16 protein-coding genes are annotated in these 20,660 nt (G+C 73.1%); 11 read left to right on the forward strand and 5 right to left on the reverse strand.

Annotated elements, in window-relative coordinates; genetic code table 11:
• The first annotated feature begins 144 nt into the window (after positions 1-144).
• The 5 genes from B086_RS0116825 (at position 145) to aroQ (ending at position 5,989) form a co-directional block, all read left to right on the forward strand.
• Positions 145-723, forward strand: a complete 579-nt coding sequence (locus B086_RS0116825) for a TerD family protein (RefSeq protein ID WP_018567593.1) — start codon at positions 145-147, stop codon at positions 721-723.
• Between the two features lie 58 nt (positions 724-781).
• Positions 782-2,896 carry a TerD family protein gene (locus tag B086_RS0116830; RefSeq protein WP_018567594.1) on the forward strand — a complete coding sequence of 705 codons (2,115 nt, stop codon included), beginning with the start codon at positions 782-784 and terminating at the stop codon, positions 2,894-2,896.
• Positions 2,897-3,174: 278 nt separating this feature from the next.
• Complete coding sequence (locus B086_RS0116835) at positions 3,175-4,179, forward strand: TerC family protein (RefSeq protein WP_018567595.1); 1,005 nt, start codon at positions 3,175-3,177, stop codon at positions 4,177-4,179.
• A gap of 127 nt (positions 4,180-4,306) precedes the next feature.
• Positions 4,307-5,407: a calcium:proton antiporter gene (locus B086_RS0116840; protein ID WP_026252500.1), complete on the forward strand. Its 1,101-nt coding sequence runs from the start codon at positions 4,307-4,309 to the stop codon at positions 5,405-5,407.
• Between the two features lie 123 nt (positions 5,408-5,530).
• Positions 5,531-5,989, forward strand: a complete 459-nt coding sequence (aroQ, locus tag B086_RS0116845; RefSeq protein ID WP_018567597.1) for a type II 3-dehydroquinate dehydratase — start codon at positions 5,531-5,533, stop codon at positions 5,987-5,989.
• 39 nt (positions 5,990-6,028) lie between these two features.
• Here aroQ and B086_RS0116850 read toward each other — a convergent pair whose 3' ends face one another.
• Together B086_RS0116850 and B086_RS0116855 are read right to left on the reverse strand one after the other, a co-directional pair.
• Positions 6,029-6,685, reverse strand: coding sequence for an MBL fold metallo-hydrolase (locus B086_RS0116850; RefSeq protein WP_018567598.1), 657 nt, complete (start codon positions 6,683-6,685; stop codon positions 6,029-6,031).
• 63 nt (positions 6,686-6,748) lie between these two features.
• Positions 6,749-7,435: a maleylpyruvate isomerase family mycothiol-dependent enzyme gene (locus tag B086_RS0116855; RefSeq protein ID WP_018567599.1), complete on the reverse strand. Its 687-nt coding sequence runs from the start codon at positions 7,433-7,435 to the stop codon at positions 6,749-6,751.
• A 236-nt stretch (positions 7,436-7,671) separates the two neighbouring features.
• Between B086_RS0116855 and uvrA the strand changes: the two genes are divergently transcribed.
• On the forward strand, positions 7,672-10,680 hold the full coding sequence (uvrA, locus tag B086_RS0116860; protein ID WP_018567600.1) for an excinuclease ABC subunit UvrA: 3,009 nt from the start codon (positions 7,672-7,674) through the stop codon (positions 10,678-10,680).
• A gap of 120 nt (positions 10,681-10,800) precedes the next feature.
• Here the strand turns inward: uvrA and B086_RS0116865 are convergent, their stop codons facing one another.
• Together B086_RS0116865 and B086_RS0116870 are read right to left on the reverse strand one after the other, a co-directional pair.
• Entirely contained in the window at positions 10,801-11,712 is a 912-nt protein-coding gene (locus tag B086_RS0116865) for a carbohydrate kinase family protein (RefSeq protein ID WP_018567601.1), read from the reverse strand.
• Complete coding sequence (locus B086_RS0116870) at positions 11,709-12,761, reverse strand: LacI family DNA-binding transcriptional regulator (RefSeq protein WP_018567602.1); 1,053 nt, start codon at positions 12,759-12,761, stop codon at positions 11,709-11,711. Before B086_RS0116870 ends, B086_RS0116865 begins: the two co-directional genes overlap by 4 nt.
• Before the next feature lie 294 nt (positions 12,762-13,055).
• On the opposite strand from B086_RS0116870, the gene B086_RS0116875 reads away from it, so the two are divergent.
• Positions 13,056-13,478, forward strand: coding sequence for a Rieske (2Fe-2S) protein (locus tag B086_RS0116875; protein WP_018567603.1), 423 nt, complete (start codon positions 13,056-13,058; stop codon positions 13,476-13,478).
• 28 nt (positions 13,479-13,506) lie between these two features.
• On the opposite strand, the gene B086_RS0116880 is transcribed toward B086_RS0116875, so the two are convergent.
• On the reverse strand, positions 13,507-14,454 hold the full coding sequence (locus B086_RS0116880; RefSeq protein WP_026252501.1) for a hypothetical protein: 948 nt from the start codon (positions 14,452-14,454) through the stop codon (positions 13,507-13,509).
• A 385-nt stretch (positions 14,455-14,839) separates the two neighbouring features.
• On the opposite strand from B086_RS0116880, the gene uvrC reads away from it, so the two are divergent.
• From uvrC to whiA, 4 genes are read left to right on the forward strand one after another with little or no spacing between them, the layout of a single operon-like run.
• Positions 14,840-16,999, forward strand: a complete 2,160-nt coding sequence (uvrC, locus tag B086_RS0116885; RefSeq protein WP_026252502.1) for an excinuclease ABC subunit UvrC — start codon at positions 14,840-14,842, stop codon at positions 16,997-16,999.
• Positions 16,996-18,090, forward strand: coding sequence for an RNase adapter RapZ (rapZ, locus tag B086_RS0116890; RefSeq protein ID WP_018567606.1), 1,095 nt, complete (start codon positions 16,996-16,998; stop codon positions 18,088-18,090). The genes uvrC and rapZ overlap by 4 nt, the downstream gene beginning before the upstream one ends.
• Positions 18,087-19,178, forward strand: coding sequence for a gluconeogenesis factor YvcK family protein (locus B086_RS0116895; RefSeq protein ID WP_018567607.1), 1,092 nt, complete (start codon positions 18,087-18,089; stop codon positions 19,176-19,178). Before rapZ ends, B086_RS0116895 begins: the two co-directional genes overlap by 4 nt.
• Positions 19,169-20,158 (forward strand): DNA-binding protein WhiA, encoded by a 990-nt coding sequence (whiA, locus tag B086_RS0116900; RefSeq protein ID WP_018567608.1) that lies wholly within the window; start codon positions 19,169-19,171, stop codon positions 20,156-20,158. The genes B086_RS0116895 and whiA overlap by 10 nt, the downstream gene beginning before the upstream one ends.
• Positions 20,159-20,660: the final 502 nt, after the last annotated feature.

The following is a 20,660-nucleotide window of genomic DNA, read 5'->3' on the forward strand; positions in this document are numbered from 1 at the left end:
CGCGGGCACCCGCGTTCGCGCAGTGTTGCAAGACCGACACAAAGTGCGGACCGGAGTGCGGCGATGTCAGTGCCTCTGCGTAGGGTGCTGATCAACCGCGCGAACCCGCGGCAACAGGGGAGCAGTCCGAGAGGGGAATCAGCCGTGACCGTCAACATGACCAAGGGTCAGGCCATCAGCCTGCAGAAGAACGACGGCGGCAGCCTGACCGCGGTCCGCATGGGTCTCGGCTGGCAGGCAGCCCCCCGGCGCGGTCTGTTCGGTTCGCGCACGCGCGAGATCGATCTCGACGCCTCCGCCGTGCTGTTCGCCGACAAGCAGCCGGTCGACGTCGTCTTCTTCCGCCACCTGGTGAGCGACGACGGCTCCGTGCGCCACACCGGCGACAACCTGGTCGGCGGTGTCGGCCAGGGCGGCGACGACGAGGCGATCCTCGTCGACCTCCAGCGCGTCCCGGTCCACATCGACCAGATCGTCTTCACCGTGAACTCCTTCACGGGCCAGACCTTCCAGGAGGTGCAGAACGCCTTCTGCCGCCTGGTGGACGAGACCAACGGCCAGGAGCTGGCCCGTTACACCCTCGCCGGCGGCGGCAACTACACCGCGCAGGTCATGGCGAAGGTGCACCGCGCGGGCAGCGGCTGGACGATGACGGCCCTCGGCACCGCGGCCAACGGCCGTACGTTCCAGGACCTGATGCCGGCCATCCTGCCGCACCTGTAGGACGGCACCGGCGGGCGGGCACGACACGAGCAGCGGCACGGCACAGGGGGATAAGGCGATGACGGCCGAGCTGGTGCGGGGGCAGAACCACCCGCTCTCCGAGGCGCGCCTGGAGATCCGGGTCTCCGCCGGGACACCGGTGGTGGCCCTGGCCACCACCGGCGACGAGCAGGGCACGGTCCCGGGCACCGCCGGGGTGGCACATCCCGGCGCCCCGGTGCTGCCCGGCATCGAGGTCTCCCGCCAGGCCGCCGCCGACCACCGGCTCGCCGTCGACCTGGACGCGGTGCCGGAGACGGTGCACCGGGTGGACGTGCTCCTCGCCCTGCCCGGCGGCGGCCACGGCCCGGCCCGGTTCGGCGCGGTCGCCGCCCCCTTCGTGGCCGTCACCGGCCTGGACGGCGGCGAACTCGCCAGCTACACACTCACCGGCCTGGACGCCGAGTCGGCCGTGATCGCGCTGGAGCTCTACCGCCGGCAGGGCGCCTGGAAGGTACGCGCCGTCGGCCAGGGATACGCCGGCGGTCTCGCCGAGCTGCTGGCCGACCAGGGGCTCGCCCAGGCCCGCGAGCTGGCGGGCACCGTCGAGGAGGCGGTCGCCGGCGGACTGGCCCGCTCGGTGGCCGCCCCGCCGCCGCGCACGGCGGACGGCGAGCGCTCCCGGCGGACCACCGCGTCCGCCCCGGGCACCGGACCGGGCGACCCCACGGCCGCCCCGACCGCCACGGGAACCGCCCCCGCGGCCCCGGCCCCCGGATACGCGGGCCGGACCACCGGCACCCCCGCGCCCCCGGCCGCGCAACCGCCGCGCCCGGGTACCGGCCCGGCAGCGACGTCCCCGTCCCCGTCCCGGGCCGACGCACCCCCGTCCGCCCCCACGCCTCCCGCGGGTCCCACGGCCCCGACAGGCCCCACCGCCCCCACGGCTCCCACCGCCTCCACGACAGGGGGCCCCATCGACTACAGCCACCCGCGACGGCAGACGACGGCCCCGCCCCCGCCCGCACCCGCCGCGCCCCCGGCGGAGCCGGGACAGCCCACGCGGCCCGTGGCCGGCGACGCGACCGGCTGGTCCATGGAGGAGCGCCTCTACAACCAGGTCTGGGGCATGTTCGAGGACCTGGCCCGCACCACGGCCGCCTACCGCAGCGCCGTCGACTTCGCCGACGCGCGCCGGGACAAGGAGCTGGACCAGGCCCTGTCCGACCCGCGCAGCCGCATCGGCGGCCAGGCCGACGCCGTACGGCAGGCGGCACACGCCCGGCACGAGGAACTGGCCGACCAGGCCAGGGCCGCCCTCGACCGCGACCTCGCCCAGCTCACCGCCGAGTCCGAGGTGGTCGAGCCCGCGCTGCCGCCCGCCTACGCGGGCTGGGACAACCCGGTCTGGCACGGATACCGCGTGCCGATGGAGATCCCGATGGCCGTGCGGCTGGGCGACCTCCATCTGCCGGAGGAACCCGGCCTGCGCATCCCCCTGCTGGTCCGGCTGCCGCTGGAGCGCGGCCTGTGGATCGACAGCGGCCGCTCCGGGCTGTCCGGCGACACGGCGGCCGGCGGCGAGCAGTCGCGGCGGCTGGCGATGGAGACGGCCGTGGCGCTCACCGCCCGCCTGCTCGCCGTGTATCCGCCGGGCGAGTTCGGCGTCCATGTCGTCGACGCGGCCGGGTCCGCGGCCGGACCCCTCGCGCCCCTGCTGCGCTCGGGCGTGCTCGCGACGCCCCCCGCGGCCGGTGCCGCCGGGGTCGCGGACGTGCTCGGCCGGCTCACCCGGCGGGTGGACCTGGTGCAGATGGCGGTGCGCGCCGGTGCGCCCGACTCGCTGCCGCCGGACCTCGACACCGCCGAGCAACTGCTGATCGTCCACGACTTCCCGCACGGCTTCGACGACCGTGCCGTGACCCAGCTGCGCTATCTGGCGGACGAGGGCCCGGCCGTGGGCGTCCATCTGATGCTGGTCGCGGACCGGGAGGACGCCGCCGCCTACGGCCCGCTGCTCGACCCGCTGTGGCGTTCGCTGATGCGCCTCACCCCCGTGCCCGACGACCATCTGGCCGACCCGTGGGTCGGGCACGCCTGGACGTACGAGCCGCCCCTCGTGCCACCGGGGAGCCGGGTGGTCGAGCAGGTGCTCGCGCAGGTCGCCGCGGCGCGCCGCGACTGGGGCGGGTGAGCCGGTCGCCGGGCGGGCGCCCCGGCTGCGTCATCTGCGTCAAGCACAGGTAAAGACAGGTTGATCAGGGCTTTTGATCTTTTCTTTGCCTTGCACTTTACCTTTCCTTGGTGATTCGGGTACTGTTTTCCGTACGGAGGGGAGTACTCCCTATCTGCTGCGGCGTGCCCGTCAATACGGATCGGACCAGATCCCGGGGCGCCGGCCCGTTCCGGGTGGAAGAGACCTCCGGCAGCGATGACGCTGACTCATCTGCCCGTGCAACAGCCGGAGGCGCAGTGGAAGTTTCCATCAACCTGTGGGTCCTGACCATCGTCGGTCTGGCCGCGCTGATCGCGGTCGACTTCTTCATCGGCCGCAAGCCCCATGACGTGTCCGTCAAGGAAGCGGGCATCTGGACCGTCGTCTGGATCGCCCTGGCCGGCCTCTTCGGGCTCGGTCTGTTCCTCTTCGGCGGCGGGCAGCCGGCGGGCGAGTTCTTCGCGGGCTTCATCACCGAGAAGTCGCTCAGCGTGGACAACCTCTTCGTCTTCGTCCTGATCATGGCGAAGTTCGCCGTACCGACGCAGTACCAGCAGCGGGTGCTGCTGGTCGGCGTGCTGATAGCCCTGGTGCTGCGGGCCGTCTTCATCGCCGCCGGTGCCGCGATCCTCGCCAGCTTCTCGTGGGTCTTCTTCCTCTTCGGCGCGTTCCTCATCTGGACCGCCTGGAAGCTGATCCAGGAGGCCCGCTCCGGCGGCGACGAGGAGGAGTTCGAGGAGAACAAGCTGCTCAGGGCCGCCGAGCGCCGCTTCGGAGTGGCCGACCGCTACCACGGCACCAAGCTCTGGATCCAGCAGAACGGCAAGCGCGTCATGACGCCGATGCTGGTCGTGATGCTCGCCATCGGTACCACCGACGTCCTGTTCGCCCTCGACTCGATCCCCGCGATCTTCGGCCTCACCCAGGACCCGTACATCGTCTTCACCGCCAACGCCTTCGCGCTGATGGGACTCCGGCAGCTGTACTTCCTGATAGGCGGCCTGCTGAAGAAGCTGGTCCACCTCTCGTACGGCCTGTCGGTCATCCTCGGCTTCATCGGCGTCAAGCTCGTGCTCCACGCCCTGCACGAGAGCGGTGTGCACGTCCCGGAGATCAGCATCCCGGTCTCTCTCGGCGTGATCTGCGCGGTCCTGGTCGTCACCACCGTCACCAGCCTGCTGGCCACCCGGAAGCAGGCCGCGACCGAGGAGGTGCGAGAAGAACAGGGCGACGCCGCGCACAAGGACCGTGCCGATGTCTGAGCGCCGTACGGGGACGTCCTCCCGTCCCGCGACCGGGCCCGGATCCCTGCACCCCGAGAGTGCGGAGGCCGCCGCCCCGGGCGCCCACCGGAATGCGAACCCGGTCGGCCTCTGCGACGATCGCAGCATGATCACGCGGTTCAGGGCGCTAGCCAAGGCATGGACCACGGTCGTGCCGGTCCTCGCGGTCGTCCTGCTGGTCCTCACCTGGGGGCGGGGGCTGCCCGGAGCGGTCGTCGTCCTGGTGACGGTGGTGCTGGCCGGCGCGGTCCTCGCCGCGGTCCACCACGCCGAGGTGGTCGCCCACCGGGTCGGCGAACCCTTCGGGTCGCTGGTCCTCGCCATCGCCGTGACCGTCATCGAGGTCGCCCTGATCGTGACCCTGATGCTGGACGGCGGCGACAAGAGCGCGACCCTGGCCAGGGACACGGTGTTCGCCGCCGTCATGATCACCTGCAACGGCGTGGTGGGACTCTGTCTGCTCGCCGGCTCGCTGCGGCACGGCACGGCCGTCTTCAACGCCGAGGGCACCGGCGCGGCCCTCGCCACCGTGGCGACCCTGGCCACGCTCAGCCTCGTGCTGCCCACGTTCACCACCAGCAAGCCGGGGCCGGAGTTCTCCGGTGTGCAGCTCACCTTCGCCGCCGTGTCCTCACTGATCCTGTACGGGCTGTTCGTGGCCACCCAGACGGTCCGGCACCGCGACTACTTCCTGCCCATCACCCGGCAGGGCGACGTCATCACCGCCGACGACCACGCGGAGCGCCCCTCCGCGCGTATGGCCTGGACCAGCGTCGGACTGCTGGCCCTCGCCCTGATCGGCGTGGTCGGGCTGGCGAAGGGCGTCTCGCCGACCATCGAGTCCGCGGTGGAGTCCGCGGGACTGCACCACGCGGTCGTCGGTGTGATCATCGCCCTGCTGGTGCTGCTGCCCGAGACCATCGCCGCCCTCCGCTCCGCCCGCCGCGACCGCGTGCAGACCAGCCTGAACCTCGCGCTGGGCTCCGCGATGGCCAGCATCGGCCTGACCATCCCGGCCGTCGCCCTGGCCTCCGTATGGCTCTCCGGGCCGCTCGTGCTCGGCCTCGGCTCCACCCATATGCTGCTGCTCCTGCTCACGGTGGTGGTCAGCTCGCTGACCGTTGTGCCGGGCCGGGCCACCCCGCTCCAGGGCGGTGTCCACCTGGTGATCTTCGCGGCGTACCTCGAACTGGCCATCAACCCCTGACGGCGCGGACCGCGAGAGGGGCGGCCCGGGGAGGGGCGTCCGGAGCCCCGTGATAGACCGGGTCCGGCGGCGGTCACAGCCGACCGCCGCCGATCGCCGTGCCCCGACGGACCCGGAGGAACCGTGCCCCGCACCCTGGCCAACGCCCCGATCATGATCCTCAACGGCCCCAACCTGAACCTGCTCGGGCAGCGGCAGCCGGAGATCTACGGCTCCGACACCCTCGCCGACATCCAGGCCCTGTGCGAGAGGACGGCGGCCGCGTGCGGCGGCACGGTGGACTTCCGGCAGTCCAACCACGAGGGCGAGCTGATCGACTGGATCCACGAGGCCCGGCTCGGCCACTGCGGCATCGCGATCAACCCCGCCGCCTACTCGCACACCTCCGTGGCCATCCTGGACGCGCTCAACGCCTGCGACGGGATGCCGGTCGTGGAGGTCCACCTCTCCAACGTGCACCGCCGCGAGGCGTTCCGGCACCACTCCTACGTGTCGCTGCGCGCCGACGGAGTCATCGCCGGCTGCGGGGTGCAGGGGTACGCCTTCGCGGTGGAGCGGATCGCGGCCCTGGCCGCCGGGTGAGGGCTGCACACGGGGTGTGCGGCTCCACCGGACGGGAGGTCACCACCCGCGCGCGTGCCACTCCGGCAGATGCGGCCGCTCCGCGCCCAGCGTGGTGTCGTTGCCGTGCCCGGGGTAGACCCAGGTCTCGTCCGGCAGCGGCTCGAAGATCTTCGTCTCGACGTCGTGGATCAGGCTCGCGAACGCCTGCTTGTCGTGGTGCGTGTTGCCCACGCCGCCGGGGAAGAGGCAGTCACCGGTGAACACGTGCGGGTGTCCGTGCGGGTCGTCGTACACCAGCGCGATGGAGCCCGGGGTGTGTCCGACCAGATGGCGGGCGGTGAGCCGCACATGCCCGACGCTGATCGCATCCCCGTCCCCGACCGGGAAGTCCGTCGGCACGGGAATGCCCTCGACGTCGTCCCGGCCCGCGTACGTACGCGCGCGCGTGGCCGCCACCACCTCGGCCAGCGCCTGCCAGTGGTCCGCGTGCCGGTGGGTGGTGACGACGGAGGCGATGCCGTCGTCACCGATCGTGCCGAGCAGGGTGTGCGCGTCGGCCGCCGCGTCGATCAGCAGTTGTTCGTCCGTGGCCCGGCAGCGCAGCAGATAGGCGTTGTTGTCCATCGGACCGACCGCGATCTTGGTGATCATCAGGTCCTTCAGCTCGTGCACGTCCGCCGGGCCGCCGACCCGCACCTCTCCGCTGTACGTCATGGCCGTCAGCCTATGCCGTGCGGGCCGAGGCCGCGGACCCGCGGGCGCCGGTCTGGGCACCGGTCACAGCGGCGGAAGCTTCGGGAGCGCGCCGCCCGTCACGGTGAGCGCGGCGCCGTCCCGCCGTCCGGCGAGCCAGCCGAGCAGGTCGGCCGGGGCGCCCGTGACGGTGATCTCCGGCGCGGTGGCCTCCCGGCCGGTGCTCCACGCGCGCGTGCCGTCCGCCAGCCGGGTCGCCGGAACGTCGGGACGGCCCGTGAACCGCCGGGCGAGGAAGTCGGTCTCCCGCTCCGTGAACTCGTCCCCCAGGTCCTCCAGCTCGTAGCCGATGCCGAGGTCGACGTGGTGCAGCCCGACCTCCGCCCAGCGCCGGAAAGGCACCCGGGAGGCGCTGTCGGTGACGCCGTTGCGCAGTTCCACCGTGCGCGACCAGTCAGCGGGCGCGGCCGCCGCCCGCCCGAAGCGGGCCGCGCTCTCGCGCACGTCGGCGAGCTGCTCGTCCAGCGGGCGCGGGGCGTCGCGCTCGATGTCCGCGTCGCGCGCCTCGCCGGAGACGTACATGGGACGCCCCTCCAGGACGTTGACGAGTGCGTCCGCGTTGCGGGCCAGGTGGGCGAGGACATGGCCGCGGGTCCAGCCGGGCAGCCGTGACTCGTCGGTCACAGCCGCGTTGTCCAGTGCACCGGCCGCGCTGAGCAGTCGTTCGGTGGCTTCCTGTACAGACGCCAGGTCACGCGCGTGATCCATCATGCGCCCGACCCTAGCGGCGTCACACCTTCGGGTGAAGGAGGCGGACTACGGCCGCAAATCGAAAGCGCGTGCGATATCGTCGGCGGCGGCGTCGGGCATGCTGGAGAGCCGGGGATTGTTGGACCCTCCGGGCGGATCCGGGAATCCCACCCGGCGTTGTCAGTGGCTCCCCCTAGGCTGAAGAAGCACGGGGGCCCCGCCCCTGTCACTTCTCCCAAAGAAAGGTGCGGACCGGCGTGGCCGACCGTCTCATCGTCCGTGGCGCGCGCGAGCACAACCTGAAGAACGTGTCGCTCGACCTGCCTCGGGACTCGCTCATCGTCTTCACGGGCCTGTCCGGTTCGGGCAAGTCCTCCCTCGCCTTCGACACGATCTTCGCCGAGGGCCAGCGGCGCTACGTGGAGTCGCTCTCCTCGTACGCCCGCCAGTTCCTCGGCCAGATGGACAAGCCGGACGTCGACTTCATCGAGGGCCTCTCCCCGGCGGTCTCCATCGACCAGAAGTCGACCTCGCGCAACCCGCGCTCCACGGTCGGCACCATCACCGAGGTCTACGACTACCTGCGTCTGCTGTTCGCCCGTATCGGCAAGCCCCACTGCCCCGAGTGCGGCCGGCCGATCTCCCGGCAGTCGCCCCAGGCCATCGTCGACAAGGTCCTGGAGCTGCCGGAGGGCAGCCGCTTCCAGGTGCTCTCGCCGCTGGTGCGCGAGCGCAAGGGCGAGTTCGTCGACCTGTTCGCCGACCTCCAGACCAAGGGCTACTCCCGCGCGCGCGTGGACGGCGAGACGATCCAGCTCTCCAGCCCGCCCACGCTGAAGAAGCAGGAGAAGCACACCATCGAGGTGGTCATCGACCGCCTCACCGTCAAGGACTCCGCCAAGCGCCGCCTGACCGACTCCGTGGAGACCGCCCTCGGCCTGTCCGGCGGCATGGTCGTGCTCGACTTCGTCGACCTCCCCGCGGACGACCCCGAGCGCGAGCGCATGTACTCGGAGCACCTGTACTGCGCCCACGACGACCTGTCCTTCGAGGAGCTGGAGCCCCGCTCCTTCTCCTTCAACTCGCCCTTCGGCGCCTGCCCCGAGTGCACCGGCATCGGCACGCGCATGGAGGTCGACCCGGAGCTGATCGTCCCCGACCAGGACAAGTCGCTCGACGAGGGCGCCATCCACCCCTGGTCGCACGGCCACACCAAGGACTACTTCGGCCGGCTCATCGGCGCCCTCGCCGACGCCCTCGGCTTCCGCACCGACATCCCCTTCGCGGGCCTGCCGCAGCGCGCCAAGAAGGCCCTGCTGTACGGCCACAAGACGCAGATCGAGGTCCGCTACCGCAACCGGTACGGCCGCGAGCGCGTCTACACCACGCCCTTCGAGGGTGCCGTGCCCTTCGTCAAGCGCCGGCACAGCGAGGCCGAGAGCGACGCCAGCCGCGAGCGCTTCGAGGGCTATATGCGCGAGGTGCCCTGCCCCACCTGCGAGGGCACCCGGCTCAAGCCGGTCGTCCTCGCGGTCACGCTCATGGGCCGCTCGATCGCCGAGATCTCCGCGATGTCCATCAGCGACTGCGCGGACTTCCTGGGCGAGCTGAAGCTGACCGCCCGCGACAAGAAGATCGCCGAACGTGTCCTCAAGGAGGTCAACGAGCGGCTGCGCTTCCTGGTCGACGTCGGCCTGGACTACCTGTCGCTGAACCGCGCCGCGGGCACCCTCTCCGGCGGCGAGGCCCAGCGCATCCGCCTGGCCACCCAGATCGGCTCCGGCCTCGTCGGCGTCCTCTACGTGCTGGACGAGCCGTCCATCGGCCTGCACCAGCGCGACAACCACCGGCTGATCGAGACCCTGGTCCGGCTGCGCGACATGGGCAACACGCTCATCGTCGTCGAGCACGACGAGGACACCATCAAGGTCGCCGACTGGGTCGTGGACATCGGCCCCGGCGCGGGCGAGCACGGCGGCAAGGTCGTGCACAGCGGTTCCCTGAAGGAACTGCTCGCCAACGAGGAGTCGCAGACCGGCCAGTACCTGTCGGGCCGCAAGGCGATCCCGCTGCCCGGCATCCGCCGCCCGCTCGACCCGTCCCGGCGGCTCACGGTGCGCGGCGCCCGGGAGAACAACCTCCAGGACATCGACGTGTCCTTCCCGCTGGGTGTCTTCACGGCCGTCACCGGCGTCTCCGGTTCCGGCAAGTCGACCCTGGTCAACGACATCCTCTACACCCACCTGGCCCGCGAGCTGAACGGCGCGCGCAACGTCCCCGGGCGGCACACGCGCGTGGACGGCGACGACCTCGTCGACAAGGTGGTGCACGTCGACCAGTCGCCCATCGGCCGTACACCGCGGTCCAACCCGGCGACGTACACCGGCGTCTTCGACCACGTCCGCAAGCTGTTCGCCGAGACCACCGAGGCGAAGGTCCGCGGCTACCAGCCCGGCCGCTTCTCCTTCAACGTCAAGGGCGGCCGCTGCGAGAACTGCGCGGGCGACGGCACCATCAAGATCGAGATGAACTTCCTCCCGGACGTCTACGTCCCGTGCGAGGTCTGCCACGGTGCCCGGTACAACCGGGAGACCCTGGAGGTCCACTACAAGGGCAAGTCCATCGCCGACGTGCTGAACATGCCCATCGAGGAGGCCACCGACTTCTTCGAGGCGGTCCCGGCGATCGCCCGGCACCTGAACACCCTCAAGGACGTCGGCCTCGGCTACGTCCGGCTCGGCCAGTCCGCGACCACCCTGTCCGGCGGTGAGGCGCAGCGCGTCAAGCTCGCCAGCGAGCTCCAGCGCCGCTCCACCGGACGCACGGTGTACGTCCTGGACGAGCCGACCACCGGTCTGCACTTCGAGGACATCAGCAAGCTGCTCAAGGTCCTGTCCGGCCTGGTCGACAAGGGCAACTCGGTCATCGTCATCGAGCACAACCTCGATGTGATCAAGACCGCCGACTGGGTCATCGACATGGGCCCCGAGGGCGGCGCGGGCGGCGGTCTCGTCGTGGCCGAGGGCACGCCCGAGCAGGTCGCCGGGGTGCCGGCCAGCCACACCGGCAAGTTCCTGCGGGAGATCCTGGGCGCCGACCGCGTCAGTGACGCGGAACCGGTCAAGGCTCCGCGCAAGTCCGCCGCCAAGAAGGCGGTGGCCGCCGCTGCCGCCCCGCGCAAGACGGCCACGGCCAGGACGAAGACCGCGGCGGCGGGCAAGAAGGCCGCCCCCGCGAAGAAGACCGCGCGGGCCCGCAAGGGCTGATCCGCCGCACGGTCACCGCAGGCGCCCCGTGGGACCTCCCCCCGCGGGGCGCCCGCATGCACGCGGGAGGAGGGCCCGCGTCGGCTACTTCTCCGCTCCTACTCCTACTTCGCTGCGCCTCTACTCCTCGCCCAGCTCCGAGGCGTACGGCGGCTCCGCCCCCGCACGGGAGCAGGTGACGGCCGCCGCACGCGCCGCGAACCGCAGCAGTGCCGTCCAGCCCGCCGCGCCCAGCCCGGCGAGCCCTTCCGGGGAGAGCGCGTCGCGGGCGGCCAGACCGTGCAGCAGCGCGGCGTTCACGGTGTCGCCCGCGCCGATCGTGTCGACGACCGCCACCTTCTCGCCGGGCACCGTGTGCACGGCGCCGTCCCGCGTGTGCGCGGTGAGTCCGTCGCCGCCATGGGTGACCACCACGGCCGACGGCCCGGCGGCCAGCCACTCGCGCGGGGAGCCGCCCAGCCACCGCGCGTCCTCCTCGGAGAGCTTCAGCAGGGTCACCGAGGGCAGCCAGCCGCGAAAGCGCGCCCGGTAGGCATCGGCGTCCGGGATCAGCCCGGCCCGGATGTTCGGGTCCAGCGCCGTGAACACGCCCGCCCCGGCCGCCGTCCGCATCAGCTCCTCGTAGGCGCTCGCCCCCGGCTCCAGCACCAGCGAGCAGGTCCCGAACGACACCGCGCGGGTCCCGGCGGGCAGCGCGGCAGGCGCGCTGAACAGGCGGTCCGCGGTGCCGTCGACGTAGAAGGAGTACGCGGCCGAGCCGTCGGCGCCGACCGTCGCGACCGCCAGAGTGGTCGGCTCGCCGCCGCGCTGCACACCGCTGACGTCGACCCCGGCCCGTCGCAGCCCGTCCAGCAGGGCCTCGCCGAAGGCGTCGCGCGAGGTGCGGGAGCAGAAGGCGGCGGGGGAGCCGAGACGGCCGAGGGCGACCGCCGTGTTGTAGGGGCCGCCGCCGAGCGCCGGCTTGAGGTCGGCGAGGGCGCCCGCGCCCTGCGGTACCAGGTCGATCAGGGCCTCACCGGCGACGACGATCACGAGTCGGTTCCTTCCTCGGGCTGTGCGGGGCATCCGCAGGACGTGCGGTGGACGAAGGCGCAGGGCAGCCGCACCGTACGGGCGGGTGCCTCCGGGTCGGCCAGACGGTCCAGCAGCACCTGGACGGCGCGCGCCCCCAGCTCCCGGCCGGGCTGGGCGATCGCCGTCAGCCCGGGGGAGAACAGATCGGCCCAGTCGAAGTCGTCGAAGCAGCACAGCGCCAGGTCCCCCGGGACGGACAGGCCCCGCTCGCGCAGTGCCCGCAGCGCTCCGATGGTCATCGCGTTGTTGGCCGTGACGAGCGCCGTGGGCGGTGCGGCCAGGGACAGCAGGGCGGCCGTGGCCCGGTGTCCGCCGTCCGCCGCCGAGTCGCCGTGCACGACGAGCCGCTCGTCGTGGGGGAGTCCGGCGGCGGCGAGACCGTGCCGGTAGCCGGTGATCCGCTCCCGGGTGGTGCTCAGTCCGGGCAGCCCCGCGACGAGGCCGATCCGGCGGTGGCCGAGCCCGGCGAGGTGGGTGACCAGGAGCGCGGTCGGCTCGGCGCTGTCGGCGCAGACCTGGTCGAAGCCCGGCGCGCCGGACGCCCCGGTGTCCGGTGCCGCGTCGATCAGCCGGTCGAGGAACACGGTCGGTACGGCGTGCCGCGCGAGGTAGGCGACGAGGGCGTCCGGCCGGGCCGAGGGGGCGACGATCATGCCGTCCACGCGGCGCTCGTGCAGGAGCTGGACCACCTTGCGCTCGTGCACCGGGTCGTCGTGCGGATCGGCGATGAGCAGGCCGTAGCCGTGCTCCAGCGCATGCGCCTCGACCCCCTGGAGGATCTCCGTGAAGTACGGGTTGCTGATGGCGGACACGGCCAGACCGATGGACCGGGTGCGGGCGGTGACCAGGGAGCGGGCGAGCCCGTTGGGCGTGTAGCCGAGCTGCTCCACGGCGTCGAGCACCGCCTGGCGGGTGTGGGGCAGCACCGGGCGGGTGCCGTTCAGCACGTGCGAGACGGTCGCCACGGAGACTCCCGCGTTCCGTGCGACATCGGCCATGGTCGGCATCGCGCGTCCCCTCCCGAGTGGCCTGCCGGTGTCCGTGGCGGGGACCGTACCGCATCCGGGGAGTCGCGTAAACGCTTGCGCAAGCGTTTACGCGGCCCGCACCGGCCCCCGAGGACCTCGCTCCGGCAGCCCCCTGGCCCGCTCCAGCGGCCTCCGGGCGCGTCCCGGCGGTCCCCGGCGGCCCCCGGCGGCCCCGGGCCACCACCGCCCGGACCCGCTCCCCGCCCGCGCCTCGCCGGTGGGTATCGTCGGCGGTGCCCGAATCAGCGACCCGTAGCGACCAGTGGAGTCCCCATGCCAGGCCGTCCCCGCGCGAGCCGCCGTGCGATCCTGCGCACGGCGGCCGTCACACCTGTCGCCGGGCTCGGGCTCGCCGCCTGCGGGCCGGAGGGCGGCGGCGCGGCCTCGGCCCCGACGGCACCGGTCGACCTCGGCGCCGAGAGCGAGATCCCCAAGGGCGGCGCCAAGCTGTTCACGGACCACAACGTGGTCGTCAGCCGGTCCGGGGACGGCGCGCTGAAGGCGTTCAGCACCATCTGCACCCACAGGGGATGCGCGATCACCGAGCTGGAGGGGACGACGCTGACCTGCCCGTGCCACGGCAGTCAGTTCGACGCCGTCACCGGCCGGGTGGTGCGGTCCCCGGCCACGGTGCCGCTGGACACGCTCCCGGTCCACGCGGACGGCGGCAAGATCGTCGCGGGGCCCGGCGCCTGATCCCCGGGCCGCCGCGCGGTCCGGCCGGTCACTCCCAGTCCCAGCCGATCCCCACCACCCCCGGCCGCACCCGCGGCTCGACCAGGTGGACCGAACGGTGCCGTTCGCTCACCTCCAGTTCCTGGCGGCCCCCGCGCGGCGCCGCCGCCGACTGCTGGGCGAACCGATGGCAGCGCACCGGGAGCGCACTCGCGTCGAACCGCACCTGGAGGGCGTACTGCCCGCCCGCCGCGTCGAAGGCGCGCAGATACTCGCCGGACACCCCGGCCGTGCCGTCCTCCACGGCGTAGCGGAACAGGAAGGTGTCCCCGGACCGCAGCCGGGTGTCGAAGAGGAACTCGGCCACCAGCACCCCCGTCCCGTGGTCCCGGCGCACCCGCCCGGCGCGGCAGTTCTCCAGCGCGTGCACGCGCATCCGCTCCGGCACGCACTCAGGGTCGCCCTGGTGCACGGCCAGGAACCGGTCCACGCCGTCCCGGTGGGCGCGCACGATGTGCTGCGACTCGCGCCAGGCCAGTTCCCGGCGCGCGCCGAGCCCCACCCGTTCGTGGTGCCCCAGGCACTGCAAACCGCCGTCGACCGGCGCGTCGAGCTCGGCCAGGAGGCCGCGCAGGACGTCCGACGCCTCGACGAGGGAGCGGTAGGAGCGGACGCCGGACCGCCGGGCGACCGGGCGCTCCCCGGTCTCGGCCAGCAGCCGGATCAGTGACTCGTCGGGCAGTTGGAGGATCTCCTCCAGGGCCCGCACGGCCCGCAGCGACTCGGGGCGCTGCGGGCGCCGGGCGCCCTGCTGCCAGTAGCTCAGACTGGTCACCCCGACCTTGACGCCGTACCGCGACAGATGGTGCTGCACGCGTTGCAGCGGCAGCCCGCGGGCGGCGATCGCGGCGCGCAGCGCCACATGGAACGGACCGCCCCGCAGGGCCGTGTCCAGTTCCGCGGTGGCGACGTCCTCCTGCTGGGGGGCGTGCGGCAGCATGCACGGGCCTCTCTGTGAAGGACGGACGACGGCTGGTCGGACCGTCCGCGCGGATCGCCGGGGCCGCCCCGCGGGCAGGGACGTGGGAGCCGCCGGCGTGCGCGCACGTCCGTGGACCGTCGTCCGCGGGCCCCGACTTCCCCCGCATTGAAGCGTGTTGACCAAGTCCCGACAACACCTTCGGCCCGGCCGGAGGCACTCCTGGCCGAGTCCGCACCCCGCCGCCGGACCCGGGCCTCGTCCACGGACCGGTCCCGGCACCGTGCGAAGACGGCTGGTCACAGCGGGTAGCCGCACATCTGTCCGGGGGGTGGCCGGGCGGCTGTGCGGGGTTGTCCACAGGCTCATCGCCCTGTCACCGCTCGCCAGTAGGGTGTGAGACATGGCCGACCCCTCCAGCTACCGCCCCAGGCCGGGAGACATCCCGGAAACCCCCGGGGTGTACAAGTTCCGCGACGAGCACCGCCGGGTGATCTACGTCGGAAAGGCGAAGAGCCTGCGCCAGCGCCTGGCGAACTACTTCCAGGACCTGGCGAACCTCCACCCGCGCACGCGCACGATGGTGACCACCGCCGCGTCCGTGGAGTGGACCGTGGTGTCCACCGAGGTCGAGGCCCTCCAGCTGGAGTACTCCTGGATCAAGGAGTTCGACCCCCGGTTCAACGTCAAGTACCGGGACGACAAGAGCTACCCCTACCTCGCCGTGACGATGAACGAGGAGTTCCCGCGCGTGCAGGTCATGCGCGGCCACAAGAAGAAGGGCGTGCGCTACTTCGGTCCGTACGGGCACGCGTGGGCCATCCGCGACACCGTCGACCTGCTGCTGCGCGTCTTCCCGGTGCGCACCTGCTCGGCCGGCGTCTTCAGGAACGCCGCCCGCACCGGCCGCCCCTGCCTCCTCGGCTACATCGGCAAGTGCTCGGCGCCCTGCGTCGACCGGATCTCCGCCGAGGACCACCGGGAACTGGCCGAGGACTTCTGCGACTTCATGGCCGGCCGCACCGGCACCTATCTGCGCCGCCTGGAGCAGCGCATGACAGCGGCGGCCGAGGAGATGGAGTACGAGCGGGCCGCCCGCCTGCGCGACGACATCGGTGCGCTGAAGAAGGCCATGGAGAAGAGCGCGGTCGTGCTCGCCGACGCGACCGACGCGGACCTCGTCGCCGTAGCCGAGGACGAGCTGGAGGCCGCCGTGCAGATCTTCCACGTGCGCGGCGGCCGGGTGCGCGGCCAGCGCGGCTGGGTGACCGACAAGGTGGAGGACGTCACCACCGGCGCCCTGGTCGAGCACGCCCTCCAGCAGCTGTACGGCGAGGAGACCGGCGACGCGGTCCCCAAGGAGGTCCTCGTCCCCGCCCTGCCCGACCCCCTGGAACCGGTCCAGCAGTGGCTCACCGGCCGCCGCGGCGCGGGCGTGTCCCTGCGCATCCCGCAGCGCGGCGACAAGAAGGCCCTCATGGAGACCGTGCAGCGCAACGCCCTCCAGTCGCTCGCCCTGCACAAGACCAGGCGCGCCTCCGACCTGACCACCCGCTCGCGAGCCCTGGAGGAGATCGCCGACGCCCTCGGCCTGGACAGCGCCCCGCTGCGGATCGAGTGCTACGACATCTCCCACCTCCAGGGCGACGACGTGGTGGCCTCCATGGTCGTCTTCGAGGACGGGCTCCAGCGCAAGGGCGAGTACCGGCGCTTCCAGATCAAGGGCTTCGAGGGCCAGGACGACGTCCGCTCCATGCACGAGGTGATCACCCGCCGCTTCCGCCGGTACCTGGCCGAGAAGGAGCGGACCGGCGAGTGGGCCGACGGCGAGAGCGACGGCGCGCCCGACGGCGAGCAGGCAGCAGTGCCCGCCCTCGCGCCCGGCGAGGGCCCCGGCGACACGCCCGACGCCCCGGCCGGCGCCCTCACCGAGGACGACGGACGCCCCAAGCGGTTCGCCTACCCGCCGCAGCTCGTCGTCGTCGACGGCGGCCGGCCGCAGGTCGCCGCCGCCCGCCGCGCCCTGGACGAGCTGGGCATCGACGACATCGCCGTGTGCGGCCTGGCCAAGCGCCTGGAGGAGGTGTGGCTGCCCGGCGAGGACGACCCGGTGGTCCTGCCCCGCACCAGCGAGGGGCTGTATCTGCTCCAGCGTGTCCGCGACGAGGCCCACCGCTTCGCCATCACCTACCAGCGCACCCGGCGCGCCAAGCGCTTCCGGGCCGGCCCGCTGGACGAGGTGCCCGGCCTCGGCGAGACACGCAAGCGGGCGCTGCTCAAGCATTTCGGCTCGGTGAAGAGGCTGCGGTCCGCCACAATCGACCAGATCTGCGAGGTGCCGGGCATAGGCCGCAAGACGGCCGAGACCATCGCCGTGGCCCTCGCCCAGGCGGCCCCGGCCGCACCCGCCGTGAACACGGCGACCGGAGAGATCGTGGAAGACGCAGAAGACCCAGCAGGCGCAGAAGCCGCGGAGAAGACGGAGCCCGGGGCGACGCCGGGCACCGCACAGCAGCCGGTGCCCACGGGCGGCCCGGCCGAACGACGGGGGCAGGAGACATGACCGAGCACGAGAAGCAGTCCGCGGCGCCACGAGAACAGGCGCGGACGGAGCAACCCGGCCGGACCCCCGGGGCGTCACGGGAACCGGCGCACGACGCCGCACAGGACACCGCGCACGGCACGCCGCAGGACGGCACGCACGACGCGGCGCAGGAGGGCCGGCAGCAGCCGGACCAGGACCACGGAGCACAGGTGAGTACGGGCATCGACACGGCAGGCGTCCCCGAGGCGGCCATCCCCGAACTGGTGATCATCTCCGGCATGTCGGGGGCCGGCCGGTCCACGGCGGCCAAATGCCTGGAGGACCTCGGCTGGTTCGTCGTGGACAACCTGCCGCCCGCGCTGATCCCCACCATGGTGGAGCTGGGCGCCCGTTCGCAGGGCAACGTCGCGCGCATCGCCGTCGTCGTCGACGTCCGCGGCCGTCGCTTCTTCGACAACCTCCGTGAGTCCCTCGCGGACCTGGAAGCCCGCAACGTCACACGGCGGATCGTCTTCCTGGAGTCCTCCGACGAGGCCCTGGTGCGCCGCTTCGAGTCGGTGCGCCGCCCGCACCCCCTCCAGGGCGACGGCCGCATCGTCGACGGCATCGCCGCCGAGCGGGAACTGCTGCGCGAGCTGCGCGGCGACGCCGACCTGGTCATCGACACCTCCAGCCTCAACGTGCACGAACTGCGCGCCAAGATGGACGCCCAGTTCGCCGGCGAGGAGGAGCCCGAGCTGCGGGCCACCGTGATGTCGTTCGGCTTCAAGTACGGCCTGCCGGTCGACGCCGACCTGGTCGCCGACATGCGGTTCCTGCCCAACCCGCACTGGGTGCCGGAACTGCGCCCCTACACCGGGCTCAACGAGGAGGTCGCCGGGTACGTCTTCAACCAGCCCGGCGCCAAGGAGTTCCTGGACCGCTACGCCGAACTGCTGCGGCTCATCGCGGCCGGCTACCGCCGGGAGGGCAAGCGGTACGTGACCATCGCCATCGGCTGCACGGGTGGCAAGCACCGCTCGGTGGCCATGTCGGAGAAGCTCGCCGCGCGACTCGCGGCCGAGGGTGTGGAGACGGTCGTCGTCCACCGGGACATGGGGCGCGAGTGACCGGACGTACTCCCCGGCTGAGCAGGCTGCGCCGCGTGGTCCCCGAGGGCCGTGCGGGCCGCCTGGCGGCCGGTGCGGCCAGCCGGCCGGCCGAGGCGCGCGGCGCCCGGCCGCGGCGCCGCGGCGCCCAGCCCAAGGTGGTCGCCCTCGGCGGCGGCATGGGCCTGTCCGCCTCGCTCGCCGCGCTGCGCCGGATCACCGGCGACCTCACCGCCGTGGTCACCGTCGCCGACGACGGCGGCTCCAGCGGGCGCCTGCGCGACGAACTCGGTGTGCTGCCGCCCGGCGACCTGCGCAAGGCGCTGGCGGCGCTGTGCGGCGACGACGACTGGGGCCAGACCTGGGCCCGTGTCATCCAGCACCGCTTCACCTCCCAGGGCGATCTGCACGACCACGCGGTCGGCAATGTGCTGATCGTCGCCCTGTGGGAGCAGCTCGGCGACCACGTGCAGGCTCTCGACCTGGTCGGCAAGCTGCTGGGCGCGCACGGCCGGGTGCTGCCCATGTCCGCCGTACCGCTGGAGTTGCAGGCCCTGGTCAAGGGGCACGACCCGGAGCGGCCCGAGGACGTCGACACCGTCCGCGGGCAGGCGACCGTCGCGCTCACCCCGGGCGAGGTGCAGTCCGTGCACCTGGTGCCGCACGACCCGCCCGCCGTCCCCGAGGCCGTCGAGGCGGTCCTGGACGCGGACTGGGTGGTGCTCGGTCCCGGCTCCTGGTTCTCCTCGGTCATCCCGCATCTGCTGGTGCCCCAGCTCCTCGACGCGCTCACCGAGACCAAGGCCCGCCGGGTGCTCTCCTTGAACCTCGCCCCGCAACCGGGAGAAACCGCCGGCTTCTCCCCGCAGCGTCATTTGGAGGTTTTGGGACGACACGCCCCTAAACTCGCCCTGGACGTGGTGCTGGCCGACGAGGCCGCCGTGCCCGACCGCGACGTCCTCACCGAGGCCGCCAAGCGGTTCGGCGCCGCGGTCGAGCTGGCGCCGGTCGCCCGGAGGGACGGAACTCCGCGGCACGACCCGGAGCTGCTGGCCGCCGCGTACGACCGTATTTTTCGGATGCATGGAAGGATCGGCCCATGGCGATGACGGCAGCGGTGAAGGACGAGATCTCCCGGCTCCCCGTCACCCGGACCTGCTGCAGGAAGGCGGAGGTCTCCGCCATCCTGCGGTTCGCCGGCGGCCTCCACCTGGTCAGCGGGCGCATCGTGATCGAGGCGGAACTGGACACCGCGATGGCGGCGCGGCGTCTGAAGCGGGACATCCTGGAGATCTTCGGGCACAGCTCGGAGCTGATCGTGATGGCGCCCGGCGGCCTGCGGCGCGGCTCGCGCTACGTGGTCCGGGTCGTCGCGGGCGGCGACCAGCTGGCCCGGCAGACCGGCCTGGTCGACGGCCGGGGCCGTCCGATCCGCGGCCTGCCCCCGCAGGTGGTCTCGGGGGCCACCTGCGACGCGGAGGCCGCCTGGCGCGGGGCGTTCCTGGCGCACGGCTCGCTCACCGAGCCCGGCCGCTCCTCGTCCCTGGAGGTCACCTGCCCGGGACCGGAGGCCGCGCTCGCCCTCGTCGGCGCCGCGCGTCGGCTCTCCATCGCCGCCAAGGCCCGCGAGGTCCGCGGAGTGGACCGGGTGGTCGTCCGTGACGGTGATGCGATCGGCGCGCTGTTGACGCGTCTGGGTGCCCATGAGTCCGTGCTGGCCTGGGAGGAGCGGAGGATGCGCCGCGAGGTCCGCGCCACGGCGAACCGGCTGGCCAATTTCGACGACGCCAACCTGCGCCGCTCGGCCCGCGCGGCGGTCGCGGCCGGCGCCCGGGTGCAGCGCGCCCTGGAGATCCTCGCCGACGACGTGCCCGAGCACCTGGCGGCGGCGGGGCGGCTGCGCATGGAGCACAAGCAGGCGTCCCTGGAGGAGCTGGGCGCGCTCGCCGACCCGCCGCTGACCAAGGACGCCGTGGCCGGGCGCATCCGCAGACTGCTGGCCATGGCCGACAAGCGCGCCGGAGACCTGGGCATCCCGGGCACGGAGGCCAATCTCAGCGAGGAGCTGGCGGACAACCTCGCGGGCTGAGCGGGTGCGCCGCGCGGCAGGGCCCGCCCGCGAGAGCGGCCGGGCCCCGGCCCGGCCCGGACGGGACACGGGCGCCACCGGGCCATGTGCCGCGGCACAGCCCGCCCGGCGCCCCCACCCGGCCACCGTCCCCTGGCCGAGCCCGCTCCACTTCCAGCGGACGCGACCGGCTCCCCGCTCGCGCCGGATCCGGCCGGTGCGCCTTTCCCGCCGGTTCGGGCGGGCTCTGCCCTTCCGCCGGGCGCGATCAGCCCTCCTCCTCTCGGTCCGGGCCCGGCCGGTGCCCCCTGGCCGCCGGGTCCGGTGGGCTCTTCTCCCGCACCCGGCGCGACCGGCCCTCCTCCCGCGCCTGACCCGGCCGACCTCCCCGTCCTCCCGGGTCCGGCCGTGCCGGTGGCAGATAGCCGACGGCCGGTCGCCGGTCCCGGGCGCCGTCGGGCTCCGCTGCCGCCCCCGTATGCCGGGGGCCGCGCGCCGCCGCGGAGGCGACCGTCGGTAGGCG

The organism is Streptomyces sp. PsTaAH-124, from assembly GCF_000373685.1.
GTDB lineage: Bacteria > Actinomycetota > Actinomycetes > Streptomycetales > Streptomycetaceae > Streptomyces > Streptomyces andamanensis.

Bases quoted from the DNA above. Each gene is read 5' to 3' on its own strand.
- B086_RS0116830 (WP_018567594.1), top strand. From the start codon at position 782: ATGACGGCCGAGCTGGTGCGGGGGCAGAACCACCCGCTCTCCGAGGCG.
- B086_RS0116840 (WP_026252500.1), top strand. From the start codon at position 4,307: ATGATCACGCGGTTCAGGGCGCTAGCCAAGGCATGGACCACGGTCGTG.
- B086_RS0116850 (WP_018567598.1), bottom strand. From the start codon at position 6,685: ATGACGTACAGCGGAGAGGTGCGGGTCGGCGGCCCGGCGGACGTGCAC.
- B086_RS0116855 (WP_018567599.1), bottom strand. From the start codon at position 7,435: ATGATGGATCACGCGCGTGACCTGGCGTCTGTACAGGAAGCCACCGAA.
- B086_RS0116870 (WP_018567602.1), bottom strand. From the start codon at position 12,761: ATGCCGACCATGGCCGATGTCGCACGGAACGCGGGAGTCTCCGTGGCG.
- B086_RS0116875 (WP_018567603.1), top strand. From the start codon at position 13,056: ATGCCAGGCCGTCCCCGCGCGAGCCGCCGTGCGATCCTGCGCACGGCG.
- uvrC (WP_026252502.1), top strand. From the start codon at position 14,840: ATGGCCGACCCCTCCAGCTACCGCCCCAGGCCGGGAGACATCCCGGAA.
- rapZ (WP_018567606.1), top strand. From the start codon at position 16,996: ATGACCGAGCACGAGAAGCAGTCCGCGGCGCCACGAGAACAGGCGCGG.
- whiA (WP_018567608.1), top strand. From the start codon at position 19,169: ATGGCGATGACGGCAGCGGTGAAGGACGAGATCTCCCGGCTCCCCGTC.